The following is a 26,951-nucleotide window of genomic DNA, read 5'->3' as shown; positions in this document are numbered from 1 at the left end:
CGCGCTTCGCGCCTCAGCCCGAGACGCTCGCGCGCCCGTTCTCGATGTGTCCCATGAGCCTGCGCCGGAAGGCGGCGTCGCCGTCGGCGGTCACCTCGACGTCGTACCAGCCGTGCTCGTCGGCGGTGTGCCAGGCGACCGTACGGCTGCTGCGGGCCTTGACGCGGACGGTCCGCGTCCGCGACCGGACGTCCGATTCGTCCACGTAGCCGAGCGGCTTGACCGTGAAGACGAGGTCGCGGCGGCCGCGGTTGGCCAGCGTGAGGTGGATCTCCCGTCGGGTGATCGCGGAGGCGACCCGCGCCCCGTCGGCCGCGGCCCCCGCGAACTCGCGCCGGAAGCCGTTCGGTCCTGTGACGGTGAAGGAGTACGTGTCCCCCGGCACCGGCACGGTCCAGGAACCCTTGCGGACGACGTCCTGATGCTGCGGGACCGCGAACTCACCCGCGTACGGGTAGAGCGCGAAGTGGGCGCTGGAGCTGCCGCCGTTGCGCAGCCGCACCTCGAGCGTGCCGTCCGCGTCGCCCGGCCTGACGTCGGCGTCGGGCTGGTAGGGCAGCGGGCGGGCGCGGCGGACGCCCGGTTCCTGGACCGGCATGGACTGCTTCAGGGGCGGCTGCGGGTTCCAGCGGCCGCTGAACGGGGGGATGGCGCCCGGCTGCTCGACGTCGGGCCGCCGGTGGCCGCGCCGGAAGTCGAAGGCGCCGGTGAGGTCGCCGGTGACCTTGCGGCGCCAGGCGCTGATGTTGGGCTCGCGCACGCCGGTCCACTTCTCCAGGAAGCGCACGACGGAGGTGTGGTCGAAGACCTCGGAGCAGACGTAACCGCCGACGGTCCACGGCGAGACGACGAGCATCGGCACGCGCGCGCCGAGCCCCGTCGGCCTGCCCTCCCAGCGCTCCTCGCGCTCCTCGGCGGAGTCGCCGCCGGGCACGGGCGGCGGGACGTGGTCGAAGAAGCCGTCGTTCTCGTCGTAGTTGATGAAGACGGCGGTGCGGCGCCAGACGTCCGGGTGCGAGGCGAGGGCGTCGAGCACCTTGTAGACGATGGTCGCGCTGTGGATCGGCGAGGAGACGCTGGGGTGCTCGGAGTCGAGGGCGGACGGCACCAGGTAGCTGACCTTGGCCAGCCTGCCGCGCGCGACGTCGTCGGCGAACTCCTCGGCCAGCCTGCCGGTGGGCACGCGCCGCAGTCCGCGCTCGAAGAGGGACCGTTCACGCTTGTTCAGCGTGGCGACGCCCTCCTCCAGGGTGGCGAGCAGCTTGGCGCGCTCGGCCTCGTCCTTCGCGTCGCGCACCTTGGCGTAGAAGGCCTCCATGTAGGTGAGGCCCGTCTTGACGAGGGCCTTGCGGGCGATGGCCTTGAAGGTCGTGAAGAACTCGATCTGGTTGTCGGTGAAGTTCTCCCACTCGGTGTACGTCTGCCAGCTGATGCCCGACTTCTCCAGGCGCTCGGCGTACGTGCCCCAGCCGTACCCCGGGTGCGTGTCCTCGGCGTACGCGTCGTTGCCGACGGCCCGCTTGCCGTTCGGTTCGTAGCCCGTCCTGCCGCTCCACAGGTGGTTGCGGTTGGGGCTGGTGGAGGTGTGGATGGAGGAGTGGTAGGCGTCGCAGACGGTGAAGGTGTCGGCGAGTTCGTAGTGCAGCGGGATGTCCTCGCGCGTGTAGTACGCCATGGTGGCCGCCGTCTTGGCGGTGACCCAGCCGTCCATCCAGCCGTCGTGCCAGGCCTTCGCGCCGCCGCTCCAGGAGTGGTCGAGGGCGCCGATGTACTGGAGGTCCTTCTTCTGCGTCTCGGCGGCCTGCCGCACGGGGAACGGCAGGATGGTGCGCAGGGCGCCCGGCTGCTCGAAGACCGAGGTGCCGCCGGGGAGGCGTATCGCGTTGCGGTCGCCGAAGCCGCGCACGCCGCGCAGGGAACCGAAGTAGTGGTCGAACGACCGGTTCTCCTGCATCAGGATGACCACGTGCTCGATCTTGTCGAGACCGCCGTGGGCCGGCGGCTCGTGCGCGAGTGCCTCCTGCAGCGAGGGCGGCAGGAACGAGCCGACGGCGGCGACGCCGAGCGCACCGCCGCCGATCGCCATCAGGCGTCTGCGCGAAATCTCCGGAGTCACGTGGGACCTCCCAGTAGTCCTGGCCGACATCCAATGGTTCTCGGCTGATCCATTGACCTGTACGGCGGGGACGCTAGTGACGCCCGGTTTCCTTGTGAAGGCTGCGGGACGAAGTCGCGGTGAACGTCCAAAAGTTCACCACGGCAGTCCATGGCGGACGGCGCCGTCTGCAGCCGCGTGGGGCATGCGGCGGGCGGCGATGTCAGTGGCGGGTGTCATTCTCGGACACATGGAACACGCCAACCGCATCGCCACCTTCACGGAGCTGCTCGGACCGCCCGCCGACGCCGCGCCCGCCGTCGACTGGGCCTCGGTGGAGGCCTGGCTCGAAGTCCCGCTCCCCGGGGACTACAAGTCGCTGGTGACGGCGTACGGCCCGGTGGAAATAGGCCACCCCGGCACGGCTTCCATACGGCTGCACACGCCCTGTGTGAGCGCCGACGGGCGGTATGCGTACGGGGCGTGGGTGGTCGAGACCCACCGGCACTCGGCCATCAGGCCGGGCATGTTCACCCAGGAACGGCGCCGGTTCCTGCCCGACGAGGGCGGCCTCCTCGCCTTCGCCACGACGTCGGCGGGCGACCACCTGTTCTGGGACACCTCGGTCTCGAAGGACCCCGACGCGTGGCCCGTGGTGCTCCTGACCACGTCCGTCGCGGTCGGCGGCGCCGCCCCCTGGGTGACGTACGAGATGCCGCTCCTGGAGTTCCTGCACACCGCGCTCCACGACGGCGTGCCCGTCCCCGGCGAGCCCGGCGGCCTCCTCGGCCCGCTGCCGCCCGCGACGCGCACCTGGGCGCCGCTGGCCGGTGCCGCGCCGTGGTCGCCCCCGCCCCGGGGGACGTACGTCGACGCACGCCAGCACGCCGCGCTCACCGAGGGCGAGGGCCTGGCGGCGATCACCGCGCTGATACCGCCGCCGCTCACCCCCCACCTGGGCAAGGGCAGTTGGGAGGCGCTCTTCGAACGGCTCGGGACGCGGCTTCCCGCGGACTTCGTGGCGCTGTCGGAGGCGTACGGCGCGGGGAACTGGAGCTGGTGGCTCGACATGCCGGCGCCGCTCGACCTCGACCACCGGCTCGGCCTCGCGCGGGGCACGGAGGAGATGCTGGAGGGGTACCGCAGCCTGCGCGAGAGCTTCCCCCAGTACTACCCGATGCCCGCCTGGCCCGAGCCCGGCGGCTTCCTGCCCGTCGCCTCGACGATCGACGGCGACCAGATCGGCTGGTGCGCCGAGGGCGACGACCCCGACCGGTGGCGCGTCGCGGTCAACCCGCGGCACGCGGACCAAGGGCCGCCCCTGGAGACGAACTTCACGGAGACGCTGCTGAACTGGCTGCGCGGCGGCCGCCCCGTCGGCGACGGCTTCTACTGGCTGCGCAAGGACCAGGACCCGCTGGAGCACATGTTCTTCGAGCCGTTCGGGGAGCCGCGGGAGGAGCCGTAGCCGGTCTTTCCGCTGCCCGAGAGGACAGGTACGCGAAAGGGCGGCGCGTTCCGGGGAACGCACCGCCCTCGCATGGAGCCTGTCTCCGAGCCTCAGCCTTCGCTGACGCCCAGCTTCTCCAGGATCAGCTCCTTGACGCGGGCCGCGTCGGCCTGGCCACGGGTGGCCTTCATGACCGCGCCGACCAGCGCACCGGCGGCCGCGACCTTGCCGCCGCGGATCTTGTCCGCGACACCCGGGTTGCCGGCGATGGCCTCGTCGACGGCGGCCGTCAAGGCGCCCTCGTCCGAGACGACCTTCAGGCCGCGCTTCTCCACGACCTCGTCCGGCGTGCCCTCGCCCTTCAGGACACCCTCGATGACCTGGCGGGCCAGCTTGTCGTTCAGGTCGCCCGCGGAGACGAGCGCGGTCACCCGGGCGACGTGCGCCGGAGTGATCGGAAGCTCCTCGAGGGCGACACCCGACTCGTTGGCGTTTCGGGCCAGCTCGCCCATCCACCACTTGCGGGCCGACCCCGCGTCGGCGCCCGCCTCGATGGTGGCGACGATCGGCTCGACCGCGCCCGCGTTGAGGATCGACTGCATGTCGTGCTCGCTGATGCCCCATTCCTCGCGGAGGCGGTTGCGGCGCACGCGCGGCATCTCGGGGAGACCCGCCCGCAGCTTCTCGACCCACTCGCGGGCCGGGGCGACGGGGACGAGGTCGGGCTCCGGGAAGTACCGGTAGTCCTCGGCGTTGTCCTTGATGCGGCCGGAGGTGGTGGACCCGTCGTCCTCGTGGAAGTGACGGGTCTCCTGCACGATGGTGCCGCCGGAGTTCAGGACCGCCGCGTGGCGCTGGATCTCGAAGCGCGCCGCGCGCTCCACGGAGCGCAGCGAGTTGACGTTCTTCGTCTCGCTGCGCGTGCCGAACTCCTGCTGACCCTTCGGGCGCAGCGAGAGGTTCACGTCGCAGCGCATCTGGCCCTTGTCCATCCGGGCCTCGGAGACGTCGAGCGCCTTGATGAGCTCGCGCAGCTCGGCGACGTACGCCTTGGCGACCTCGGGGGCACGCTCGCCCGCGCCCTCGATCGGCTTGGTGACGATCTCGATGAGCGGGATGCCGGCGCGGTTGTAGTCCAGGAGGGAGTGCGAGGCGCCGTGGATACGGCCCGTCGCGCCGCCCACGTGCGTGGACTTGCCGGTGTCCTCCTCCATGTGGGCGCGCTCGATCTCGACGCGGAAGATCTCGCCGTCCTCCAGCTGGACGTCCAGATAGCCGTTGAAGGCGATCGGCTCGTCGTACTGGGAGGTCTGGAAGTTCTTCGGCATGTCCGGATAGAAGTAGTTCTTCCGGGCGAAGCGGCACCACTCGGCGATCTCGCAGTTCAGCGCGAGGCCGATCTTGATCGCGGACTCGACACCGATCTCGTTGACGACCGGCAGGGCGCCGGGCAGGCCGAGACAGGTCGGGCAGGTCTGGCTGTTGGCGTCCTGCTTGAGCGCGGTCGAGCAGCCGCAGAACATCTTGGTCTTGGTGCCGAGCTCGACATGGACCTCAAGGCCCATGACGGGGTCGTACGTCGCGAGGGCTTCCTCGTACGACACCAGGTCAGAAGTGACAGTCACGGTGAAACTTTCCCTCTCAGCCCAGCAGGACGTCGTCGTCGCCGAGGCGCTTGAGCTCGCGTACGAGCAGCGCGACGCCGGTGACGATGGCGGCAGCGGAGACGACGGCGTCCACGAGGCGGAGCGTGTCGTGTTCGGAGCGGGCCATCCTGGCCTGCTTGAGCACGCTGACCGCGCCGAACGCGGTGGTGCCGATCGACAGGTACGTGCCGGTCTTGGACTTCTTGAAGCCCTTGGCCTTGTTCAGTGCACTCACAGCGACGGTGCCTCCTCAAGCAGCGGGTGACCCCACCTTTCCACGAAGGCGGCCTCGACGGCAGCGCCGACCTTGTACAGCCGGTCGTCCTTCATGGCGGGGGCGATGATCTGCAGTCCGACGGGCAGGCCGTCCTCCGGCGCGAGGCCGCAGGGCAGCGACATGGCGGCGTTGCCCGCCAGGTTGGTCGGGATGGTGCACAGGTCGGCGAGGTACATCGCCATCGGGTCGTCGGCGCGCTCGCCGATCGGGAACGCGGTGGTCGGCGTCGTCGGGGAGACGATCACGTCGACCTGCTCGAACGCCGCTTCGAACTCGCGGGTGATGAGCGTACGGACCTTCTGGGCGCTGCCGTAGTACGCGTCGTAGTAGCCGGAGCTGAGCGCGTACGTGCCGAGGATGACGCGGCGCTTGACCTCGTCGCCGAAGCCGGCCTCACGGGTGAGCGCGGTGACCTCCTCCGCGGAACGGGTGCCGTCGTCGCCGACGCGCAGGCCGTAGCGCATGGCGTCGAAGCGGGCGAGGTTCGAGGAGCACTCGGAGGGCGCGATCAGGTAGTACGCGGAGAGCGCCAGGTCGAACGTCGGGCAGTCCAGCTCGACGATCTCGGCGCCGAGCTCCTTGAGCAGCTCCACCGACTCGTCGAAGCGCTGCACGACACCGGCCTGGTAGCCCTCGCCGCGGAACTGCTTGACGACGCCGACGCGCATGCCCTGGACGGAGCCGTTGCGGGCGGCCTCGACGACCGGCGGGACCGGGGCGTCGATGGACGTCGAGTCGAGCTCGTCGTGACCGGCGATGACCTCGTGCAGCAGCGCGGCGTCGAGCACGGTGCGGGCGCAGGGGCCGCCCTGGTCGAGGCTGGAGCTGAACGCGACCATGCCGTAGCGGGACACGCCGCCGTAGGTCGGCTTGACGCCGACCGTGCCGGTGACGGCCGCGGGCTGGCGGATCGAGCCGCCGGTGTCCGTGCCGAGGGCGAGGGGACTCTCGTACGAGGCGAGGGCCGCGGAGGAGCCGCCGCCGGAGCCGCCGGGGATGCGGGTGAGGTCCCAGGGGTTGCCGGTGGGGCCGTACGCGCTGTTCTCCGTGGAGGACCCCATGGCGAACTCGTCCATGTTGGTCTTGCCGAGGATGACGACGTCGGCGGCCTTCAGGCGCTTGGTGACGGTCGCGTCGTACGGCGGGATCCAGCCCTCGAGGATCTTCGAGCCGACGGTGGTCGGCACGCCTTCGGTGGTGAAGATGTCCTTGAGCGCGACGGGGACGCCGGCCAGCGGGCCGAGCTTCTCGCCCCGGGCACGCTTCTCGTCGACGGCGCGGGCCTGCGCGAGGGCGCCCTCGCGGTCGACGTGCAGGAAGGCGTGGACCTTCTCGTCGACGGCGTCGATGCGGGCCAGGTGGGCCTCGGTGACCTCGACCGCGGTGAGCTCGCCGGAGGCGATCCTCGACGCGATCTCTGCTGCGGTGAGCTTGATGATGTCCGTCATGACTTTCAGTCCTCCCCCAGGATCTGCGGCACCTTGAAACGCTGCTGCTCCTGGGCGGGGGCGCCCGAGAGCGCCTGCTCGGGGGTGAGCGACGGGCGGACCTCGTCCGCGCGCATGACGTTGGTCAGCGGCAGCGGGTGCGAGGTCGGCGGTACGTCTTGGTCGGCGACCTCCGAGACGCGGGCGACCGCGCCGATGATGTCGTCGAGCTGTCCGGCGAAGTGGTCGAGCTCCTCGGCCTTCAGCTCCAGACGTGCAAGGCGGGCGAGGTGGGCGACCTCCTCGCGCGTGATGCCAGGCATGCGGCGATCCTCAGGGGTGAGTGTGTGGTTTGTGCCCCAATCCTATGGGTCCCCGACCCGTGCCCGTGAAACGGTTTCCTCGCCGGGTCCCCGGCCACCGCTCCCCGTCGCTCCGCGACGGCTTCCACGCCGCTCCGCGGCGACCTCCCCCCGCCGCTCCGCGCCGGACACCACGCCGCTCCGCGCCGGACAACCTCGTCGCTCCGCGACGACTTTCCCACCCGCCCACCCGGCACCCCGCACCACCGCGGGCCCACACCCCGTCGCTCCGCGACGGCACCGTCGGCGGGGGTGGGTGGGAAGCACCCCGCACTACCCGCGGGCCTCCACCCCCGTCGCTCCGCGACGGCACCGTCGGCGTCGGGTACGGGGGGATTGGGGCTACTGGACCACGTGGCCCGGGGACTGTTCCGCTGAGGCGTTGGCCGCTTCTGCTGCTACGTCTGCGGGGCGGCGCCAGCCGCGGGAGCCGCGGGCGCGGAGCCAGGCCGTGGTCTCCTCGGCCGGCATCGCGGCGGCGACGAGCCAGCCCTGGACCGCGTCGCATCCGAGGTCCCGCAGCCGCTCCCACGTCTCGTCGTCCTCGACGCCCTCGGCGACGACGAGCAGGCCGAGGGAGTGGGCGAGGTCGACGGTGCAGCGGACGATCTCCGCGTCCTCGTTGTCGACGGCGAGGCGGGCCACGAAGGAGCGGTCGATCTTGAGTTCGCTGACCGGGAGGCGGCGCAGGTGGACCAGGGAGGAGTACCCCGTGCCGAAGTCGTCCAGGGACATCTTGACGCCGTGGCCGGTGAGACCCGCCAGGGTGTCCGCGGCGCGCTGTGGGTCCTCCAACAGGACGTGCTCGGTTATCTCCAGTTGCAGGGCTCCCGCGGGGACCCCGTGGCGGGCGAGCCGTGCCGCGACCGCTCCGGCGAAGCCCGGCGTGTGGACGTCGCGCGGGGAGACGTTGACCGCGACGGGCACCTTCAGGCCCTGCGCCTGCCACTTCGCGACCTGGCCGAGCGCGGTCTCCAGGACGTACTCGGTGAGGTGCGGCATGAGGCCGGACGACTCGGCGATGGCGATGAACTCGTCGGGCGGCACCTTCCCCCGTTCGGGGTGCACCCAGCGCACCAGCGCCTCCAGGCCCGCGACCTGTCCGTCGAACTGGACCTTCGGCTGGTAGTGGAGCTCGACGTCGCCCGCGTCGAGGGCGCGGCGCAGGTCGCCGAGGAGGCCGAGCCGGTCGGGAGTGTTGGAGTCCCGCTTGGATTCGTAGACCTCGACGCCCGTGCGGTCCCGCTTGGCCTGGTACATCGCGACGTCCGCGCGCCGCAGGAGGCCTTCCGCGTCGAGTGCGTGGTCGGGGAAGACCGCGAGGCCCGCGCTGGCCTCCAGGACGAGGGTGAGGCCGTCGAGGTCGAGCGGGGAGCCGAGCGCGGCGACGAGCTGGCGGGCCACGCGCGTGGCCGACGTCGTGGAGTCGGCGACCGGCAACAGGACGGCGAACTCGTCGCCGCCGAGGCGCGCCGCCTCCGCCCCGCTGGGCAGTGCGAGGCGCAGCCGGTCCGCGATCTGGAGGAGCAGCCGGTCACCGGCGAGGTGACCGAGGGTGTCGTTGACGGACCGGAAGCGGTCCATGTCGATGAGCATTAACGCGGACCGCGCGCCGATCCGCTCGGCGTCGTCGAGCGCGGTCCAGGTCCGTTCGAGGAGCCACTGCCGGTTGGGCAGCCCGGTGAGGGGGTCGCGGAGCTGTTCCTCGGCGCGGGCGCGGGCGATCCAGAGGGTGGAGTCGAGGGCGACGAGCGGGATCGCGAAGAGGGGCAGCAGGATCGGCAGGGAGATCGCGACGACGCAGATCAGCGGGGCGATGCCGAGCAGCGCGATGCCGAGGAGGCCCTGCCGGACGAGGGCGGTGCGGGTGACGGTGGGCAGGGCCTCGGTGCGCGGCGCGTGGACGTACCAGAGCAGGACGCGGGTGACGGCGAGGTATGCGACGGCGACGAGGGCCACTTGGGGCGCGGTGTAGAGGTCCCAGGTCTCGGGGAGCCAGGGCGTTTCCGCGCTGGGCGCCGTGCCGAACGCGGCCAGGGTGAGTGCGCCCGCGCCGATGCCGAGGATGTCGACCGCGCCGTGCAGCAGGCCTTGGCGCCAGCGGTGCCTGCGGGCGACGCCGACGAGGACGACGACGGTGAGGCTGACCATGCCGGCGGGCACCCAGCCGTAGAGGAGCAGGACGGCGACGGTGAGGGCGCCGCCGGAGCCCGTGCCGCCCCACCACCGGTTGCGGCCGAGGGCGACGAGGTGCCCGACGATGAGGCCGGTGAGGACGGCGAGGGACCAGCCCGCGGCGCCGGTGGGGAACAGGGCGTGGCGGCCCGTGAAGGCCTGGAAGAAGCCCGTGCCGAGCAGCACGGCGGCCGCGGCGACGGTGAGGAGCGGCAGCAGCGGCCAGGGGTCACGGCTGTCCTGCACGGCGGGCGCGCCCGGTCCGGCGAGGGTCGCGGGGCTGTCGGTGTCGTGCTGCGGTGCGGCGGTCCAGGCCCGTTCGCGTGGTTCGACGGCGGTGCTCAGCGTGCAGGGTCCGGAACCGGGGGCGGGCTGCGGCATGCCGCCCGGGTCGGTGTTCGTCGCGGTCCGGCGGCCGCGCAGCCAGGCTCCCGGCGCGCGCCACAGGCGCGCGCGCAGCCGTGAGTCCGGGGCGGCGCTCTCGGTCGGTTCCATTCCCGTCCCTCTCACAGCCGGCGGTGCCCACGCCATGCGGACTCGGCCCTGATGCGGCCGCGCCCATGAATCCGTCCCCGCACTCCGCTCGAGCGAGGAGATGCGGTTCTCCCGCACTCGCGCCGAGCAGGGGATGCCCCCTTCCAAGCTCTTGATGAGCAGGTGATACCCCGTTCGCAGCGGGGCACGGCAGGCGCACACCTCAACAGTAGGCCGCAGAAGGCTTCCACGGGCAGCGGTCGACTACGGTTGCCCGAATGCGACCCGGCCACCCGTATGCCTCTGGTATGCGCCGAACGGGTGGCCTTCAACCGCTACTCCTCGGTCGGAAGCGCGACTTCCCGCGCTGCGTCCGGTCCTTGTTCGAGCAGGACAGCGAAGCCTTCCTCGTTGAGAACCGGAACCTTCACCTGCATGGCCTTGTCGTACTTCGACCCGGGGTTGTCGCCGACGACCACGAACGATGTCTTCTTGGAAACGGAACCGGTCACCTTGGCTCCGCGGCTCTGCAGCGCTTCTTTTGCGCCATCCCGGGTGTGGTGTTCGAGCGTTCCGGTGACGACGACCGTGAGGCCCGCGAGCGGCCGCGGTCCCTCGTCCTCGCCGCTCGCCTCCTCCTCCATGCGCACGCCGGCCTCCCGCCACTTGCGCAGGATCTCCCGGTGCCAGTCCTCGGCGAACCACTGTTTGAGGGAGGCGGCGATGGTCGAGCCGACGCCCTCCACCGCGGCCAGCTCCTCCTCGGTGGCCTGATCGATGCGGTCGATGGAACGGAACTCGCGGGCCAGTGCCTCGGCGGCCACCGGGCCGACGTGCCGGATCGAGAGGCCCGTGAGGACGCGGGCGAGGGGGCGCTCCTTGGCCGCCGCGATGTTCTCCAGCATGGCCAGGGTGTTCTTCTTCGCCTCGCCCTTCTGGTTGGCGAAGAAGGTGACGACCTTCTCCTCGCCGGTCTTGGGGTCGCGCTTGGGAAGTCCGGAGTCCTGGTCCAGTACGTAGGACTTGATGGGCAGGAGCTCGTCGACCTTGAGGTCGAAGATGTCGCCCTCGTCGAGGATCGGCGGTTCGGCGGGCTCCAGCGGCCTGGTGAGGGCGGCCGCGGCGACGTACCCGAAGTTCTCGATGTCCAGGGACTTGCGGCCCGCGAGGTAGAAGAGACGTTCACGCAACTGGGCGGGGCAGGACTGGGCGTTGGGGCAGCGGAGGTCGATGTCGCCCTCCTTCATGGGGCGCAGAGCCGTGCCGCACTCGGGGCACTCGGCGGGCATCACGAACTCCCGCTCGGTGCCGTCCCGCAGGTCGACGACGGGGCCGAGGATCTCCGGGATGACGTCTCCGGCCTTGCGGATGACGACGGTGTCCCCGATGAGGACGCCCTTCTTCTTCACCACGTCCTGGTTGTGGAGGGTGGCGAACTCGACCTCGGATCCCGCGACGGTGACGGGTTCCACCTGCGCGTACGGCGTGACGCGGCCGGTGCGGCCGACGCCGACGCGGATGTTGATGAGTTTGGTGTTGACCTCCTCGGGCGCGTACTTCCAGGCGATGGCCCAGCGCGGGGCGCGCGAGGTGGAGCCGAGGCGGCCCTGCAACGGGATCTCGTCGAGCTTGACGACGACTCCGTCGATCTCGTGCTCCACGGAGTGGCGGTTCTCCCCGAAGTACGTGATGAAGTCCCGGACGCCCTCCAGGCCCTCGACGACCTTGTTGTGCTTGGCGGTGGGCAGGCCCCACTCGTGCAGCAGCTCATAGGCGTGGCTGAGGCAGTCGATGTCGAAGCCCTCGCGGGCACCGATGCCGTGCACCACCATGTGCAGCGGCCGGGTCGCGGTGACGCGCGGGTCCTTCTGGCGCAGTGAACCGGCCGCCGCGTTGCGGGGGTTGGCGAAGGGCTTGTCGCCCGCCTCGACGAGGCGGGCGTTGAGCTCCTCGAACTTCTCCATGGGGAAGAAGACCTCGCCGCGGATCTCGACGAGGGCGGGGACGCGGTCGCCCGCGAGGCGCTGCGGGATGTCCGCGATCGTGCGGACGTTCGGCGTGATGTCCTCGCCGGTGCGGCCGTCGCCCCTGGTCGCGGCGCGGGTCAGCTTCCCGTCCTCGTACGTGAGGTTGACCGCGAGGCCGTCCACCTTCAGCTCGCAGAGGAGGTGGAAGTCCGGGGTGCCGGCCTCCTTGGCGACGCGGTCGGCCCAGGCGGCGAGCTCGGCGTCGTCGAACGCGTTGTCCAGGGACAGCATGCGCTCGCGGTGCTCGACGGCGGTGAACTCCGTCTCGTACGAACCCGAGACCTTCTGGGTCGGCGAGTCGGGGGTCCGGAGCTCGGGGTGCTCGTCCTCCAGTGCTTCGAGGGAGCGCAGGAGCTTGTCGAACTCGGCATCGCTGACGACCGGCTGGTCCTTCACGTAATACCGGAAGCGGTGCTCCTCGATCTGCTCGGCCAGCTGGGCGTGCTGATCCCGTGCCTCGGCGGGCACAGAGCCTTGCTGTTCGACAGCCACCGTTTCGTCCTCCCGTTTACGTCATACCCAATTACTCAGGGTTGTCTGCGAGCGATCTCGCCGCTCTGGCGCAGTGGGCGAGCGCCGCGCGCGCGTACGCGGGTGATGCGCCCGCGAGCCCGCACGACGGAGTGACCACGACCGACTCCGCGAGTGATCCCGGATTCAGCCCCAGCCTGCGCCACAACGTCCTGACACCCATGACGCTACCGGCAGGGTCTGACAATCGGCCGTCCACGCCCGGCACGACACCGGCGAAGAGCCGCGTACCGCCCTCGACCGCCTCACCGATCGTCTCGTCGTCACGCTCGGTGAGCAGGTCGAAGTCGAAGGAGACCGCGTCGGCCCCGGCGCGGCGCAGGAGCGCGAACGGTACGTCGGGCGCGCAGGAGTGCACGACCGTGGCGCCGTCGCCGCCGTCACCCCGGACGGCGAGAACGTCCCGCAGCGTGCTCTCGACGAGCTGCCGGTCCACGGCGCGGTGGGTGCGGTACCCGCTCGCGGTCTTGACCTGCCCGCGCAGCACGGCGATCAGCGAGGGTTCGTCGAGCTGCAGGACGACCTGGGCGCCGGGCACCCTGCGGCGGACATCCGCGAGGTGCTCGCGCAGGCCTTCGGCGAGGGATCCCGCGAGGTCGCGGCAGGCGCCGGGGTCGGAGAGCGCGGCCTCGCCGTTCCTGAGCTCCAGGGCGGCGGCGAGGGTCCAGGGGCCGACGGCCTGGACCTTCAGCGGGCCCTCGTACCCCTGGGTGAACTCCTCCAGGGCGTCGAGGTCCTCGCCGAGCCACGCCCTGGCGCGGCGGGTGTCGCGTCCCGGGCGGTCGCCGACGCGCCAGCCGCTGGGCTCCACGCGCGCGTACAGGTCGACGAGGAGCCCGGCGGTGCGGCCGATCATGTCGGCGCCGGGGCCGCGGGCGGGCAGCTCGGCGAGGTAGGGCATGCCCTGCTCGGGCCCCTCGAAGCTGCCGGTGACGGTCTTGGCGGCCTCGCGGGCATCCCCGCCGGGCATGGACCCGATGCCGGTGGCCGGGCCCCAGGTGAACGCGTCGCTCATCGTCCCGGCCGCACCGTCAGGTCGTTGACCTCCGCGTCGCGCGGCAGGTCCAGGGCCATGATGATCGTCGTGGCGACCGACTCGGGGTCGATCCAGCGGGACGCGTCGTACTCCTTGCCCTCCTGCTGGTGGACCTTGACCTGCATGGCGCTCGCCGTGCGGCCGGGGTAGACCGAGGTGACCCGGACGCCGTTGTCGTGCTCCTCCTGGCGGAGGGAGTCGGCGAGGGCCTTCAGGCCGTGCTTGGAGGCCGCGTAGGCGGACCACTCCGGGCCGGCCCGCAGCCCGGAGCCCGAGTTGACGAAGACCACGTGCCCCTGGGCGGCCCGGAGTTGGGGCAGGAAGTGGCGGGTCAGCTCGGCGGGGGCGATGAGGTTGACGTTGAGCTGGTGGCGCCAGGCCTTGGGGGTGAGCTCGCCGACCGGGCCGAGGTCGACGACGCCCGCGATGTGCAGCAGGGAGTCCACGCGCGAGGGCAGCGACTGGTGCCCGAACGCCCAGGACAGCTTGTCGGGGTCGGAGAGGTCTCCGACGAGGGTGCTCGCGCCGGGGAACTCGGCGGCGAGCTCTTTGGCGCGGCCCGCGTCCCGCGCGTGCAGGACGAGGTCGTCGCCGCGGGTGTGGAGGCGGCGGGCCACGGCCGCGCCGATGCCGGAGCCGGCCCCGGTGATCACATGTGTTGCCATACCCGCCATGCTCGCATCACCGGGTGCCCGCGGACTCCTCCAGGTAGGCGAGCGCGCCGACGGGCTCCTCGGCGAAGAAGACCAGGTCGGTGAGCGGGAGGGGCAGGAAACCCTCGTCCTCCATGCGCTGGAACTGCTCCTTGAGGCCGTCGTAGAACCCCGCCGAGTTGAGCAGCACCACCGGCTTGGCGTGCTTCCCGTGCTTCTTGAGCTCCAGGATCTCGGTGGCCTCGTCGAGCGTGCCGGTGCCGCCCACCATGATCACGATCGCGTCGGCCTTCTCCAGGAGCAGCGCCTTGCGCTCGGCGAGGTCGCGCGCGATGACCATCTCGTGGGGCTCCACGACCTGCCGGGCCTTGGCGGCGAGGAAGTCCACGGAGACGCCCACGAGCCGCCCTCCCGCCGCGTGCACGCCGTCCGCCACGACCTTCATCAGGCCGCTCTCGGAGCCGCCCCAGACCAGCGTGTGGCCGCCCTTGCCGAGCAGTTCCGCGAACTCGCGGGCCGGGCGGGTGTAGCGGTCGTCGAGGTCGGCGGCGGAGAGGAAGACGCAGATGTTCATGCGCCCACGGTACGTTCCGTCCCACAGGACATTCACTGGGCATCCGAGGAGGGCACGACATGACCAACGGGCACCGGATCACCGTCGAGCAGGGCACGGACCACGTGCGCGTGGTGCACGACGGGCAGGTCGTGGCGGAGAGCAGCCGCCCCGTGCTGCTGCGCGAGACGGGCTACCCCGTCCGGCACTACCTCCCGCCGGAGGACGTCCGCACGGACCTGCTGACCCCGTCGAAGACCACCACGTACTGCCCCTTCAAGGGCACGGCCTCCTACTGGTCGCTGCCGGGGGCGGCGGACACGGTGTGGGCGTATCCGGAGCCGAAGGACGCGGTGGCCGGGATCAAGGACCACTTCTGCTTCTACGAAGCAGAAGTCACGGAAGCGTAGGTCGGGTCACGACGCAGCAGTGAACGTCCGCCGGTAGGCGACCGGCGAGACGCCGAGCACGGCCCGCATGTGCTGGCGCAGCGAGTTGCCGGTGCCGAAGCCGGACCGGTGGGCGACCACGTCCACCGGCAGGTCGCTGGACTCCAGGAGCTGGCGGGCGAGTTCGATGCGCTGGGCGGTGAGCCACCGGCCGGGCGGCATGCCGACCTCTTCCTGGAAGCGGCGGGTGAAGGTGCGCAGGCTCATGCGCGCGTGGGCGGCCAGTTCGCCGAGGGGCAGCGGCTCATGGAGCCGTTCGAGTGCCCACGCGCGCGTGGCGGCCGTCGTGGCGAGCGTGGGCTCGGGGACGGGCCGCTCGATGTACTGGGCCTGGCCGCCGTCGCGCCAGGGCGGCACGACGCACACGCGCGCGACGTGGTTGGCGACGGCGGCGCCGTGGTCCCGCCGCACGACGTGCAGGCAGAGGTCGATGCCGGCGGCGACGCCCGCAGCGGTCAGCACGTCGCCGTCGTCCACGAAGAGCACGTCCGCGTCGACCTTGATCCTGGGGAAGGACCGCTGGAAGTCGCGGGCGACGTGCCAGTGCGTCGTCGCGGGGCGCCCGTCGAGGAGACCGACGGCCGCGAGGACGTACGAGGCGTTGCAGAAGGACACGATGCGGGTGCCGGGCCTGATCCTTCGCAGGGCCGCGGCGACCGGCTCGGGCAGTTCCTCGCCCGCCATGCCCCGGTCGAAGCTGCGGGTCGGCGTGATCACCACGGTGTCCGCGGTGTCGAGGGCCTCGGGCCCGTGCTCGGCCGCGACCGTGAACCCGGAGTCCGTGCGCACGGGGCGTCCGTCCACCGTGCAGACGACGACGTCGTAGAGCGCCTCTCCGCGGTCGTTCAGCGCGTTGCCGAAGACGCGGGAGGGGATGCCGAGCTCGAAGGCGTACGCGCCGTCCAGCGCGATGACGACCACGCGGTGCGCGCCGTCGCGGTCGCCGAGGCCACTGAGGTTCATGGCCGAATCCTGTCACATACTGGCCAAACTGCCAGCACCGCGCGGCCCCGCGCCGCCGCACTCTTGTCCTGACCAGCCCTTTTGCTGCTCTGCGACAGAAAGACCAGGACCATGAAGATGCGTGCCGTCAGCCCCCGCGCCTGGGGCGCCCCCGAGAACCTCGTTCCGGTGGAGGTGGACCGCCCCGAGCCCGGACTGACCGAGATCCTGGTCCGCGTCCACGCGGCGGGCGTCAACCCCGTCGACTGGAAGACCCGCGCGGAGGGCGCGTTCGGCACCTGGGGCGACACCCCGATCCTCGGCTACGACGTCTCGGGCGTCGTCGAGGAGGTAGGCCCCGGAGTAACCCTGTACCAGCCCGGCGACGCCGTGTTCGGCATGCCCCGTTTCCCCGAACAGACGGGCGGCTACGCGGAGTTCGTCGCGGCCCCCGCCCGCCGCTTCGCACCCAAGCCGGCAAGCCTCTCCCACGTGGAGGCCGCCGCGCTCCCCCTCGCCGCGCTCACCGCCTGGCAGGGCCTGATCGAGACGGCGGGGCTCCGCGCCGGGCAGCGCGTGCTGATCCACGCGGCCGCCGGCGGCGTCGGCCACCTCGCCGTGCAGATCGCCAAGGCGCACGGCGCGAACGTCATCGGCACCGCGCGCGCGGACAAGCACGACTTCCTGCGCTCGCTCGGCGCGGACGAGCTGATCGACTACACGGTGACGGACTTCTCCGAAGCGGTGCGCGACGTGGACGTGGTCCTGGACGGTGTGGGCGGCGCCTACGGAGACCGCTCCCTGCCCGTCCTGCGGCGCGGCGGCCACCTGGTGACGCTGCCCGACCCGGGCGGCCTGCCGGATCCTCAGCGGGCGGCGGAGCTCGGCGTGCACGCCGGGTGGACGATCGTCGAGCCCGACCGCCTGGGCCTCCTGGAGATCGCCCGCCTCGTCGACGAGGGCAAACTCCGCGTCGAGGTGGACACGGTGCTGCCCCTGGAGGAGGCCGCCAAGGCGCACGCGTACGGCGAACAGGGCCGCACGCAGGGCAAGATCGTGTTGAAGGTCGCGTGATACACGTCCTCCTGGCTAGACCGTCGCCGTCGCCCGCTCCGTAGTAGCGATCGTCGCCGAGCCCACCACGCGCGTGCCGTCGTACAGCACGATCGCCTGGCCGGGGGCGACGCCGCGGACGGGCTCGGTGAAGGTGACTCGCAGCTCCCCCTCGACCACCTCCGCCGCGACGGACGTCTCCCCGCCGTGGGCCCGGAGCTGCGCCGTGTACGTGCCGGGACCGGTGGGAGCGGCGCCGCACCAGCGGGGCTTGATGGCCGTCAGGGACGTGACGTCCAGGGCTGCCGCCGGGCCGACCGTCACCGTGTTGTTCACCGGCGAGATGTCCAGGACGTAGCGCGGCTTGCCGTCGGGGGCGGGGGTGCCGATGCGGAGGCCCTTGCGCTGGCCGATCGTGTAGCCGTAGGCGCCCTCGTGTGTGCCCAGGACCGAGCCGGACTCGTCCACGATGTCGCCCTCCGCCTTGCCCAGGCGGGAGGCCAGGAAGCCCTGCGTGTCGCCGTCGGCGATGAAGCAGATGTCGTGGCTGTCCGGCTTTTTGGCGACGGCCAGACCCCGGCGCTCCGCCTCCGCGCGGATCTCCTCCTTGGTGGTGACCGTGTCGCCGAGAGGGAACATCGCGTGGGCGAGCTGGCGGTCGTCCAGGACCCCGAGGACGTAGCTCTGGTCCTTGGCCATGTCGGAGGCGCGGTGCAGCTCGCGGGTGCCGTCCTCGCGGACGATCACTTGCGCGTAGTGGCCCGTCACGACCGCGTCGAAGCCGAGGGCGAGCGCCTTGTCGAGGAGCGCGGCGAACTTGATCTTCTCGTTGCACCGCAGGCACGGGTTCGGGGTGCGCCCGGCCTCGTACTCCGCGATGAAGTCCTCCACCACGTCCTCGCGGAACCGCTCGGCGAGGTCCCACACGTAGAACGGGATGCCGATGACGTCGGCGGCGCGGCGGGCGTCGCGGGAGTCCTCGATGGTGCAACAGCCCCGCGCGCCCGTGCGGAACGACTGGGGGTTCGCCGAGAGCGCGAGGTGCACTCCCGTCACGTCGTGGCCGGCTTCGGCGGCGCGGGCGGCGGCGACGGCGGAGTCCACACCGCCGGACATGGCGGCCAGGACACGGAGGGGGCGCTGGGCACGCTGCGGGGTCTGCGGGGTCTCGGTCAAAGTCATAGCTCTAACAGAGTACGGGGCGGCGGGAACCGGACGCCCGTGAGTAAGCGTTGACGATCACATGGGGGAACCTCAGCAGGGCGGGCAGGGGCACCGGGGGATCAACCGGCGCACCTTGCTGATCGGCGGCGCGGCCGCGGCCGCCGGAACCGTCGTGCTCGCGCGGGACGAGCTCGGCAGGCTGTGGTGGCGGATGCCCGGTGTGGTCAAGAAGCGGAAAGAGGGCGAGGTCGACGCTCCCGGTGTGCAGTGGATCGCCGCGTCCGATTACAACTGGCGCCGCGCGGACCGTCCCGACGACTACGAGATCGACCGCGTCGTCATCCACGTCGTCCAGGGCGGGTACCAGACGGCGCTGCGCGTCTTCAAGGACCCGGGCCACGGCGCCGCCGCGCACTACGTGGTGCGCAAGGACGGTCACATAGCCCAGATGATCCGCGAGCTGGACGTGGCGTTCCACGCGGGCAACAAGAGCTGGAACGAACGCAGCATCGGCATCGAGCACGAAGGCTTCGTCGACAAGGCGTCCTCGTTCACCGGTCCGATGTACGCGGCGTCCGCTCGGCTCACCGCCGGGATCTGCCGGCGGTACGACATCCCCGTGGACCGGGAGCACATCGTCGGCCACGTGGAGGTGCCGGGCACGGACCACACGGACCCGGGGCCCTACTGGGACTGGGACCGGTATCTGCGTCTGGTGCGGGAGGAGCGGGACAAACCGGCACCCAAGAGCACCGCCGACCCCACGAAAAAGGCCTAGCTCAGACCCGCCGTCCGCGCCCGGTCCACCGCCGGGCCGATCGCCGCCGCCACCGCGTCCACGTCCGCCTTCGTCGACGTATGGCCGAGCGAGAAGCGCAGCGTGCCACGGGCCAGATCGGGGTCGGTGCCGGTGGCGAGCAGGACGTGGCTGGGCTGGGCGATGCCCGCCGTGCACGCGGAGCCGGTGGAGCACTCGATGCCCTGTGCGTCGAGGAGCAGGAGGAGGGAGTCGCCCTCGCAGCCCGGGAACGTGAAGTGCGCGTTGGCGGGCAACCTCCCCTCCGGGTACGGGTCGCCGCCGAGGATCGCCTCGGGGACCGCCGCACGGACGGCGGTCACGAGATCGTCGCGGAGCGCGCCGATCTCGGCGGCGAACCGCTCGCGGTGGGCCGCGGCGTGCTCCCCCGCGACGGCGAACGCCGCGATGGCGGGCACGTCCAGCGTCCCGGAGCGCACGTGCCGCTCCTGGCCCCCGCCGTGCAGCACGGGCACGGGGCTGTACTCACGGCCGAGGAGCAGCGCGCCGATGCCGTAGGGCCCGCCGATCTTGTGGCTGGAAACGGTCATGGCGGCGAGCCCGGAGGCGGCGAAGTCGACGGGGATCTGACCGTAGGCCTGGACGGCGTCGGCGTGCAGCGGGACGCCGAACTCCTGGGCGACGTCGGCCAGTTCACGGATCGGCTGGATCGTGCCGATCTCGTTGTTGGCCCACATGACGGTGGCCAGGGCGACGTCGTCGGGGTTGCGGGCGATGGCTTCGCGCAGCGCCTCGGGGTGCACGCGGCCGTGCGTGTCGACGGGGAGGTACTCGACGGTGGCGCCCTCGTGCTCGCCGAGCCAGTGCACGGCGTCGAGGACGGCGTGGTGCTCGACGGGGCTCGCGAGGATCCGGGTGCGGGCCGGTTCGGCGTCGCGCCGCGCCCAGTAGAGCCCCTTGACGGCGAGGTTGTCCGCCTCGGTGCCGCCGGAGGTGAAGACGGTTTCGCTGGGTCGGGCGCCGAGCGACTCGGCGAGTGTCTCGCGGGCCTCCTCGACGGTGCGTCGCGCCCGCCGTCCCGCCGCGTGCAGCGAGGAGGCGTTGCCGGTGACGGCGATCTGCGCGGTCATCGCCGCGATCGCCTCCGGGAGCATCGGAGTGGTCGCTGCGTGGTCGAGGTAGGCCATGGTGCGCACGATTCTACGAGCCGTGCGGGGCCCTTTGCCCCGGCGGTATCAGCCTGCGAGACCCCAGGACACGGTGTTGTCCACCGAGACGAGCGCGGCGAGCACGACGAGGTCGGCCACGCCGAGGCCGAGTCCGAGCAGCGCACGGCCCCTGCGGGCGGTACCGCGCCACAGGGCGACGCTCGCGAGGACGATCGCGATGGGGCCGAGGACGAGGTTCAGGACGAGCAGTCCGACCAGGCCGAGGATGAAGGAGGCGACGGCCATGCCGTCGGTGTCGCGCCGCCCGACGGGACGGGGGCGGGGCTCCTCGGCGGGGGCCGTGTCGTTCGCGGGGGCGGCCCCGGGGGTCGTGTCGGTCCGAGGACGGGGGTGCGTTGCGGTGCTTCCCATGGTGCGACTCCTGGCAGGTGGAGGTGTCGTACAGAGAGGAGTACGGAGTGAAGTACGGAGAGATGCCGTACGCCGGAGCGGGTCAGCGGTGGCGCGCGCGGCGCTCGCGCACGGCGAAGACCGCGAGCCACACGCCGATCACGGCGGCGGCGACGAGGCTGACCGGCAGCGGGGCGTGTGCCACGGAACCCATGGCGACGCCCAGCAGCATCAGGGCGGCGACGATGAACAGCACGGAGATCCCTCTCTCGGTTCTCGGTTCGGTGAACGCTTGTGGTTACAGTTGTTCACTGACTTAGAGAGTACTCCTTCTCCGGCTTTCAAAACTCGGAGAACAGTTGTTAACTGCATGGCATGAGTCACACCCTCGGCGTCCGGCAGGCCCAGAAGCAGAAGACCCGGCAGGCAATCCTCGACGCAGCCCTTCAACTGCTTGAGGAGCAGAGCCTCAGCAGCCTGGGCCTGCGCGAGGTCACCCGCGCCGTGGGCGTCGCCCCCACCGCCTTCTACCGGCACTTCCGCGACACCGCCGACCTGGGCGTGACCCTGGTCGAGGAGACCCTCGGCAGCCTGCACACGACGCTCACCGCGATGCTCGCGTCGGAGAAGGGCGACAGCGAGCAGCGCATCGCGGGCACGGTCGAGTTGATAGCCGGATACGTCCGCGCCCACCCCGCGCACGTCCGCTTCATCGCCCGCGAGCGGCACGGGGGCGTGCGGGCGGTGCGGGACGCGATCGGCGCCCAGCTCGCCCTGTTCGCCGAGGAGGTGGCGGACCAGTTCGCCCACGAGCCGCCGACGTCGCGGTGGCCCGAGGACGATCTGCTGATGCTGGCGGGCATGTACGTCGACCACATGGTCATGACCGCGTCCGCCTTCCTCGACGCGGGCCCCGGCTCGGCGGAGGAGGCACGGGTGGCGGACGTGGCCCGCAGACAGCTGCGCCTGGTGGGCCTGGGCCGCGACCACTGGACGGACGAGCATCAGGCTTAGCACTTCACTCGGAACGCTCGACGGGCCCGTAAGGAGCTACTAGCCTTACGGTCATGACGGCCGCACGCGCAAGCGACACCCGGGACCCCTGGGACCTCGACCGGACCTACGCCGGCCCCACCGGCACCGTGCGCTGGGCCGCCCTCGGCCCGGCCGACGCCCCGCCCGTCGTCCTCGTCCACGGCACGCCGTTCTCGTCGTACGTCTGGCGCGGCATCGCCCGCTCCCTGGCGAGCGGCGGACACCGCGTGTACGTCTGGGACCTGCCGGGGTACGGCGCCTCGGAGATGCGGCCCGGACAGGACGTGTCGCTCGCCGCGCAGGGCGGCGTCTTCGCCGAACTCCTCGAACACTGGGGCCTGGAGCGGCCCGCCGTCGTGGCCCACGACTTCGGCGGCTGCGTGGCCCTGCGCGCGCACCTGCTCCACGGCGCCCGCTACGAACGCCTCGCCCTCGTCGACCCGGTGGCCCTCGCCCCCTGGGGCTCCCCGTCCTACCGGCTGCTCGGCGAGAACGCCGAGGTATTCGCGCAGCTCCCGCCCGCGCTGCACCGGGCCATGATCCGCGAGTATGTCGCCTCGACGAGCCCGCGCGGACTGCACCCCGCCGCCCTCGACCGTCTCGTGGAGCCCTGGTGCACGGAGGAGGGCCAGGCCGCCTTCTACCGGCAGATCGCCCAGAACGACCAGCGGTTCACCGACGAGATCCAGGGCCGGTACGGCGAACTGGACCTGCCCGTCCTCATCTGCTGGGGCACGGAGGACCCCTGGATCCCCGTGGCGAAGGCCAAGGAGCTCGCGGACCTCGTCCCCGGCGCCGAGCTGCGCCTGATCGAGGGTGCGGGACACCTCGTACAGGAGGACGCCCCCGCGGAGCTCGCGGGCGAGCTCATCTGCTTCCTCCAGACCTGAGACCTGGTCAGCTCAGCCGGGCCCGTGCCAGCTGCCGCGACTGGGCGACCAGGCGGTCCTCGCTGTCCCAGACCTCGGCGTCCTCCTCCAGGAAGCCGCCCGCGAGGTTGCGGGTGGTGATGGAGACGCGCAGCGGGCCCGGGGCCGGGCGGTGGCGGACGTGGACCGTGAGCTCCACGGTCGGGACCCAGCCGGTCAGGCCCATCTCGAAGGCGGTCGGCGGCAGCGCGTCGACGGCGAGGAGGAGCGAGAGCGGGTCCGCGTCGCGGCCGTCCGCGAGGCCGAACCAGGCCCGCATCTCGCCCTTGCCGGACGGCTGCCCGAGCGCCCAGCCGAGGGTGGCGGGGTCGAGCTTGAGGAAGAGGCGGTCGGCGATGGCCGAACTGCCGGGCACCGGACGGTGGTCGGGCGCGTCTTGGGCGCCGAAGCACTGGTCGAGCGGCGGGATGGCCGGCGGTTCGGCCGTGGTGCGCACGTCGTCGGGGAGCGCGTCGAGGTCGCCGTACGAGGCGAGCACACGGATCCGCTCGACCTCGCGCCCCTCCTCGTCGTACTGGAAGAGCGAGGCCTGTCCGGTGGAGAGCGAACGGCCGCCGCGCACCACGTCCGTGCGGATGACGGCGGGGCCGGGGCTCGACGCGGTGAGGTAGTGGGCCGAGACGGTGAAGGGGTCGGCGTGCGGGAGGGCGTCCGCGAGGGCGCGGCCGATGACGGCGAGGAGATAGCCGCCGTTGACGGCGCTGATGATCGTCCAGCCGGCGGAGAGTTCGGTGTCGTAGACGCCGGGTTCGCGCCGGGTGACCGCGGTGTCGCGGTCGAACTCGCTGTCGCCGATGCGCGCGGGCGCTGCCGCGGAGGTTGGGGCCGTGGATGCCGCCGATGCTGCCGTTGCCATGCCAGCAACGTACAACAGGAAACTACTGAGCGGTAGCTTTTCCTCGCTCGGCAACTCCACGATCCCTACGGCGTCTCCTCCACCTCCGCCTCCACCGCCGTCGACCGCCGGTTCCACGCGCGGGGTGCCCGCCAGTGGTACCGCAGCGCGAGCAGCCGCAGCGTGAACGCCGTCACGACCGCGATGCTGCTGGTGACGGCCGTCAGCCGTTCGAGGTGAATGCACAGGGCCACCATCGTGGCGCCCACGATGGCGGGGACCGCGTACAGGTCGCGGTCCCAGCGGACCAGCGAGGGCACTTCGTTGGCGACGATGTCCCGCAGGACACCGCCGCCCACCGCGGTCATCAGGCCGAGCGTCGCGGACGCGGTGAGGCCGAGCCCGTAGTCATACGCCTTGACCGTGCCCGTCACGCAGAACAGGCCGAGGCCCGCCGCGTCGAAGACGTTCACGGCGAGCTGGGTGCGCTCCACCTCCGGGTGCAGGAAGAAGACCAGGGCGGCCGCGAACAGCGGGGTGATGAAGTAGCCGAGGTCGGTGAAGGCGGCCGGCGGCACCGCCCCGATGACCAGGTCGCGGAAGAGCCCTCCGCCCAGCGCGGTGATCTCGGCGAGGACGGCGATGCCGAAGACGTCGAAGTTCTTGCGCACCGCGAGCAGGGCGCCGGAGATCGCGAAGACGAAGATCCCCACGATGTCGAGCGAATGCTGGACGGAGGGAGTGAAGAGATCCAGGAGCACGCGCCATTCTTACCTGTGGGGAAGCGCCGGCTTGCCCTTCGTGAAGAGCCAGGTGGTGAAGAGGTCGTCGAGCTGTTCGCCGGAGACCTTCTCGGCGAGCCGCACGAAGTCGGCGGTGGTCACGTTGCCGTACCGGTGCTGCTTCACCCAGCTCCGCAGCAGCGCGAAGAAGTCCTTGTCGCCGATGCGCTCCCTCAGCACCTGGAGCGTCATCGCGCCGCGCTGGTAGACGGCGGACGCGAACATCGTGTCGCGCTGCGGGTCGCCGACGGTGATCTGCCAGAAGGCGGAGTCGGCGGGGCGCGCGTTGTAGCCCGCGAGGAAGGCGTCATGGGCGGTCTGGGTGCCCTTGTGCTCGCTCCACAGCCACTGCGAGTAGGTCGCGAAGCCCTCGTTGAGCCAGATGTGGTTCCACTTCGCGGGCGAGACGGAGTCGCCGAACCACTGGTGGGCCAGCTCGTGGGCGATGGTCGACTCGCTGCGGATCGCCGAGTACACCGGCTTGGTCTGGGTCTCCAGGGAGAAGCCCGCCTGCGGCATGTCGTCGACGATCGCGCCGGTCTCCTCGAACGGGTAGGGGCCGAAGAGCTTCGACCAGTGGTCGGTGACCTCGGCCGTGACGCCGTACACGTCGACGTTGTTGCTGTTCTCCAGGACGGGGTCGATGGCGACGTAGATCGGGGTGCCGCCCGGCGTCGTGCCCTTCTTCACGTCGAACTTGCCGATGGTGGCCGTCGCGAGATAGGTCGCCATGGGCTTGGACTCGCGCCAGTGGGCGACGGTCTGCCCGCCCTTGTCGTACGTGCCGACGAGACGGCCGTTGGAGACGCCGGTCAGACCCTTGGGAGCCTTGATGCGGATGTCGAAGGCAGCCTTGTCGGAGGGGTGGTCGCTGGACGGGAACCAGGTGGACGCGGCGTTCGGCTCGCAGGCGACGAAGACGCCGTCGGTGGTCTTCATCCAGCCGTAGTCGGAGCCGAAGACGATGGGCCCGCTGAGCGGTTCGGGCACTCCTCCGTAGGTGACGGTCACCGTGAAGTTCTTGTTCTTGTGCAGGGCGTCACGCGGCGTGACGCGTATTTCGTCGCCGGTGCGCGTGAACGGGGCGCGTCTGCCGTTCACCTCGATTCTCGTGACCGTCAGCTTCTGCAGGTCGAGGTCGAAGGACGACAGGTTCTGGGTGGCGCGGGCGGTGATCGTGGTGCGGCCGTCGAGGCGGTCGGTGTCGGGGTTGTAGGCGATGTCCAGGCCGTAGTGGTGTACGTCGAAGCCGCCGTTGCCGAGCTGGGGGAAGTACGGGTCGCCGACGCCCTCGGAACCGGGGTGGGGCGCGGGTGCGGCGGCGATCAGACAGAAGGAGAGCGCCGCGGTCGCGAGCGCGCCCAGACGTGCCGAACGGGAGAGTGCCATGAGTCTTCCCTTCGAACGCGTTTCGATGGGGTGTCCGTTGAAACAGACACGGACACGCAGACTCTGCACTCTCCCGCTACGGCATGTACATGACCCGATACGCGTACTTGGTCCGGGTCAACTTGCCTTACGCGTCAGTCGACTTCTGACCCTTGGTCTTCGCAGCCTCGTCCTTCGAAACCTCGGTCTTGGAGACCTCGGCCTTGGAGACCTCGGCCTTGGAAGCCGCTACGTCGGACTCCTCCGCCTTGGAGACCACCGACACGACCTCGATCGCCTCCTTGGCCGCCGAGAGGAGCTTGGTGTCCTCGGGCGCCTGGTCCTCGGCGTTCTCCGGGTGGTGGCACGCCACCTGGTGTCCGGTGCCGAGCGTGAGCAGCGGCGGTTCCTTCGTCTTGCAGATCTCCGTCGCCTTCCAGCACCGCGTGTGGAAACGGCAGCCGGTGGGCGGGTCGATCGGCGAGGGGACATCGCCGCGGAGCAGGATGCGCTCGCTCTTGACGCCGCGCCGCTTGGGGTCGGGCACCGGCACCGCGGAGAGCAGCGCCTTGGTGTACGGGTGCATCGGCGTGGAGTAGAGGTCCTTGCGGTCCGCCAGCTCCACGATCTTGCCGAGGTACATCACCGCGATGCGGTCCGAGACGTGCCGGATGACCGACAGGTCGTGCGCGATGATCACGTACGTGAGGCCGAGCTCGTCCTGCAGGTCGTCCAGGAGGTTGACCACCTGGGCCTGGATGGAGACGTCGAGCGCCGAGACCGGCTCGTCCGCCACGACCAGCTTGGGCCGCAGGGCGAGCGCCCGCGCGATGCCGATGCGCTGCCGCTGGCCGCCGGAGAATTCGTGCGGGTAGCGGTTGTAGTGCTCGGGGTTGAGCCCGACGCGCTCCAGCATCTCCTGCACGGTCTTCTTCACGCCGCCCTCGGGCTTGACGCCCTGGAGCTTGAAGGGCGCGCCGACGATCGTGCCGATGGTGTGCCGCGGGTTCAGCGACGAGTACGGGTCCTGGAAGATCATCTGCACGTCGCGGCGGTACGGGCGCATGCCGCCCGTACCCAGGTGCGTGATGTCCTTGCCCTGGAACTCGACGCGCCCGCCGGTCGGTTCGAGCAGACGCGTGATGAGGCGTCCCATCGTCGACTTGCCGCAGCCGGACTCGCCGACGACGCCGAGGGTTTCCCCGGGGCGTACGTCGAAGGTGAGCCCGTCGACCGCCTGGACGGCCGCCACCTGGCGCTGGAGCAGCCCCTTCTTGATGGGGAAGTGCTTCACCAGGCCGTCGACCTTGAGCAGCGGCTCGGGCGAGCTCTGCGTCTGCGCCGGGATCGTCATCTCCTGGCCCTTCACGTC

At 71.2% G+C, this 26,951-nt stretch carries 25 protein-coding genes; 6 read left to right on the top strand and 19 right to left on the bottom strand.

What is annotated here, in order from left to right; all coding sequences use genetic code 11:
• Positions 1–13: 13 nt before the first annotated feature.
• Entirely contained in the window at positions 14–2,116 is a 2,103-nt protein-coding gene (locus DEJ49_RS26070; RefSeq protein WP_150186364.1) for a phosphocholine-specific phospholipase C, read from the bottom strand.
• Positions 2,117–2,345: 229 nt separating this feature from the next.
• On the opposite strand from DEJ49_RS26070, the gene DEJ49_RS26065 reads away from it, so the two are divergent.
• Positions 2,346–3,563: an SMI1/KNR4 family protein gene (locus DEJ49_RS26065; RefSeq protein ID WP_223833003.1), complete on the top strand. Its 1,218-nt coding sequence runs from the start codon at positions 2,346–2,348 to the stop codon at positions 3,561–3,563.
• A gap of 92 nt (positions 3,564–3,655) precedes the next feature.
• On the opposite strand, the gene gatB is transcribed toward DEJ49_RS26065, so the two are convergent.
• The 9 genes from gatB to DEJ49_RS26020 all read right to left on the bottom strand — a co-directional run bounded on the left by gatB (position 3,656) and on the right by DEJ49_RS26020 (position 14,727).
• Positions 3,656–5,170: an Asp-tRNA(Asn)/Glu-tRNA(Gln) amidotransferase subunit GatB gene (gene gatB, locus DEJ49_RS26060; RefSeq protein WP_150186362.1), complete on the bottom strand. Its 1,515-nt coding sequence runs from the start codon at positions 5,168–5,170 to the stop codon at positions 3,656–3,658.
• A 16-nt stretch (positions 5,171–5,186) separates the two neighbouring features.
• On the bottom strand, positions 5,187–5,426 hold the full coding sequence (locus DEJ49_RS26055; RefSeq protein ID WP_150172525.1) for a hypothetical protein: 240 nt from the start codon (positions 5,424–5,426) through the stop codon (positions 5,187–5,189).
• Positions 5,423–6,916 carry an Asp-tRNA(Asn)/Glu-tRNA(Gln) amidotransferase subunit GatA gene (gatA, locus tag DEJ49_RS26050; protein WP_150186361.1) on the bottom strand — a complete coding sequence of 498 codons (1,494 nt, stop codon included), beginning with the start codon at positions 6,914–6,916 and terminating at the stop codon, positions 5,423–5,425. Before gatA ends, DEJ49_RS26055 begins: the two co-directional genes overlap by 4 nt.
• A 5-nt stretch (positions 6,917–6,921) precedes the next feature.
• The gene (gene gatC / locus DEJ49_RS26045; protein WP_010984178.1) at positions 6,922–7,218 is read right to left on the bottom strand and encodes an Asp-tRNA(Asn)/Glu-tRNA(Gln) amidotransferase subunit GatC; all 297 of its coding nucleotides are present in this window, start codon (positions 7,216–7,218) and stop codon (positions 6,922–6,924) included.
• 381 nt (positions 7,219–7,599) lie between these two features.
• Complete coding sequence (locus DEJ49_RS26040; protein WP_150186360.1) at positions 7,600–9,927, bottom strand: putative bifunctional diguanylate cyclase/phosphodiesterase; 2,328 nt, start codon at positions 9,925–9,927, stop codon at positions 7,600–7,602.
• 314 nt (positions 9,928–10,241) lie between these two features.
• Positions 10,242–12,425 carry an NAD-dependent DNA ligase LigA gene (gene ligA / locus DEJ49_RS26035; protein WP_150186359.1) on the bottom strand — a complete coding sequence of 728 codons (2,184 nt, stop codon included), beginning with the start codon at positions 12,423–12,425 and terminating at the stop codon, positions 10,242–10,244.
• 31 nt (positions 12,426–12,456) lie between these two features.
• Positions 12,457–13,479, bottom strand: a complete 1,023-nt coding sequence (locus DEJ49_RS26030; RefSeq protein WP_150186358.1) for a methionine synthase — start codon at positions 13,477–13,479, stop codon at positions 12,457–12,459.
• The gene (locus DEJ49_RS26025) at positions 13,476–14,174 is read right to left on the bottom strand and encodes an SDR family oxidoreductase (RefSeq protein ID WP_150186357.1); all 699 of its coding nucleotides are present in this window, start codon (positions 14,172–14,174) and stop codon (positions 13,476–13,478) included. Before DEJ49_RS26025 ends, DEJ49_RS26030 begins: the two co-directional genes overlap by 4 nt.
• 7 nt (positions 14,175–14,181) lie before the next feature.
• Positions 14,182–14,727 carry a TIGR00730 family Rossman fold protein gene (locus DEJ49_RS26020; protein ID WP_150172513.1) on the bottom strand — a complete coding sequence of 182 codons (546 nt, stop codon included), beginning with the start codon at positions 14,725–14,727 and terminating at the stop codon, positions 14,182–14,184.
• A 59-nt stretch (positions 14,728–14,786) separates the two neighbouring features.
• On the opposite strand from DEJ49_RS26020, the gene DEJ49_RS26015 reads away from it, so the two are divergent.
• Positions 14,787–15,116, top strand: a complete 330-nt coding sequence (locus tag DEJ49_RS26015; RefSeq protein WP_150186356.1) for a DUF427 domain-containing protein — start codon at positions 14,787–14,789, stop codon at positions 15,114–15,116.
• A 6-nt stretch (positions 15,117–15,122) separates the two neighbouring features.
• Here DEJ49_RS26015 and DEJ49_RS26010 read toward each other — a convergent pair whose 3' ends face one another.
• Positions 15,123–16,118 carry a GlxA family transcriptional regulator gene (locus DEJ49_RS26010; protein WP_150186355.1) on the bottom strand — a complete coding sequence of 332 codons (996 nt, stop codon included), beginning with the start codon at positions 16,116–16,118 and terminating at the stop codon, positions 15,123–15,125.
• Between the two features lie 117 nt (positions 16,119–16,235).
• Here DEJ49_RS26010 and DEJ49_RS26005 point away from each other — a divergent pair, with 117 nt between their 5' ends.
• Positions 16,236–17,171: an NADP-dependent oxidoreductase gene (locus DEJ49_RS26005; protein WP_150188485.1), complete on the top strand. Its 936-nt coding sequence runs from the start codon at positions 16,236–16,238 to the stop codon at positions 17,169–17,171.
• A gap of 15 nt (positions 17,172–17,186) precedes the next feature.
• Here the strand turns inward: DEJ49_RS26005 and mnmA are convergent, their stop codons facing one another.
• Complete coding sequence (gene mnmA, locus DEJ49_RS26000; RefSeq protein ID WP_411757200.1) at positions 17,187–18,332, bottom strand: tRNA 2-thiouridine(34) synthase MnmA; 1,146 nt, start codon at positions 18,330–18,332, stop codon at positions 17,187–17,189.
• 61 nt (positions 18,333–18,393) lie between these two features.
• On the opposite strand from mnmA, the gene DEJ49_RS25995 reads away from it, so the two are divergent.
• Entirely contained in the window at positions 18,394–19,092 is a 699-nt protein-coding gene (locus DEJ49_RS25995; RefSeq protein WP_150186354.1) for an N-acetylmuramoyl-L-alanine amidase, read from the top strand.
• Here the strand turns inward: DEJ49_RS25995 and DEJ49_RS25990 are convergent.
• From DEJ49_RS25990 to DEJ49_RS36040, 3 genes are all read right to left on the bottom strand, one after another.
• The gene (locus tag DEJ49_RS25990) at positions 19,089–20,258 is read right to left on the bottom strand and encodes a cysteine desulfurase family protein (RefSeq protein WP_150186353.1); all 1,170 of its coding nucleotides are present in this window, start codon (positions 20,256–20,258) and stop codon (positions 19,089–19,091) included. The two genes, DEJ49_RS25995 and DEJ49_RS25990, sit on opposite strands and share 4 nt — an antisense overlap.
• Before the next feature lie 48 nt (positions 20,259–20,306).
• Complete coding sequence (locus DEJ49_RS37010) at positions 20,307–20,525, bottom strand: DUF4190 domain-containing protein (RefSeq protein WP_150175892.1); 219 nt, start codon at positions 20,523–20,525, stop codon at positions 20,307–20,309.
• Between the two features lie 208 nt (positions 20,526–20,733).
• Complete coding sequence (locus DEJ49_RS36040; RefSeq protein WP_190329448.1) at positions 20,734–20,886, bottom strand: hypothetical protein; 153 nt, start codon at positions 20,884–20,886, stop codon at positions 20,734–20,736.
• Between the two features lie 119 nt (positions 20,887–21,005).
• On the opposite strand from DEJ49_RS36040, the gene DEJ49_RS25980 reads away from it, so the two are divergent.
• Both DEJ49_RS25980 and DEJ49_RS25975 read left to right on the top strand, forming a co-directional pair.
• Positions 21,006–21,644, top strand: a complete 639-nt coding sequence (locus DEJ49_RS25980) for a TetR family transcriptional regulator (protein ID WP_150186352.1) — start codon at positions 21,006–21,008, stop codon at positions 21,642–21,644.
• Positions 21,645–21,697: 53 nt separating this feature from the next.
• Entirely contained in the window at positions 21,698–22,555 is an 858-nt protein-coding gene (locus DEJ49_RS25975; protein WP_150186351.1) for an alpha/beta fold hydrolase, read from the top strand.
• A gap of 7 nt (positions 22,556–22,562) precedes the next feature.
• Here the strand turns inward: DEJ49_RS25975 and DEJ49_RS25970 are convergent, their stop codons facing one another.
• From DEJ49_RS25970 to DEJ49_RS25955, 4 genes are all read right to left on the bottom strand, one after another.
• Positions 22,563–23,450 (bottom strand): thioesterase family protein, encoded by an 888-nt coding sequence (locus tag DEJ49_RS25970; protein ID WP_150186350.1) that lies wholly within the window; start codon positions 23,448–23,450, stop codon positions 22,563–22,565.
• A 65-nt stretch (positions 23,451–23,515) separates the two neighbouring features.
• Positions 23,516–24,190 carry a trimeric intracellular cation channel family protein gene (locus DEJ49_RS25965; RefSeq protein ID WP_150186349.1) on the bottom strand — a complete coding sequence of 225 codons (675 nt, stop codon included), beginning with the start codon at positions 24,188–24,190 and terminating at the stop codon, positions 23,516–23,518.
• A 9-nt stretch (positions 24,191–24,199) separates the two neighbouring features.
• Positions 24,200–25,600, bottom strand: a complete 1,401-nt coding sequence (locus DEJ49_RS25960) for a M1 family metallopeptidase (protein WP_150186348.1) — start codon at positions 25,598–25,600, stop codon at positions 24,200–24,202.
• Between the two features lie 127 nt (positions 25,601–25,727).
• Positions 25,728–26,933: an ABC transporter ATP-binding protein gene (locus DEJ49_RS25955; protein ID WP_150188483.1), complete on the bottom strand. Its 1,206-nt coding sequence runs from the start codon at positions 26,931–26,933 to the stop codon at positions 25,728–25,730.
• Between the last annotated feature and the right edge of the window lie 18 nt (positions 26,934–26,951).

This window comes from Streptomyces venezuelae, assembly GCF_008642335.1.
Taxonomy (GTDB): domain Bacteria; phylum Actinomycetota; class Actinomycetes; order Streptomycetales; family Streptomycetaceae; genus Streptomyces; species Streptomyces venezuelae_F.
This window is presented reverse-complemented; position numbering and strand designations above follow the sequence as displayed.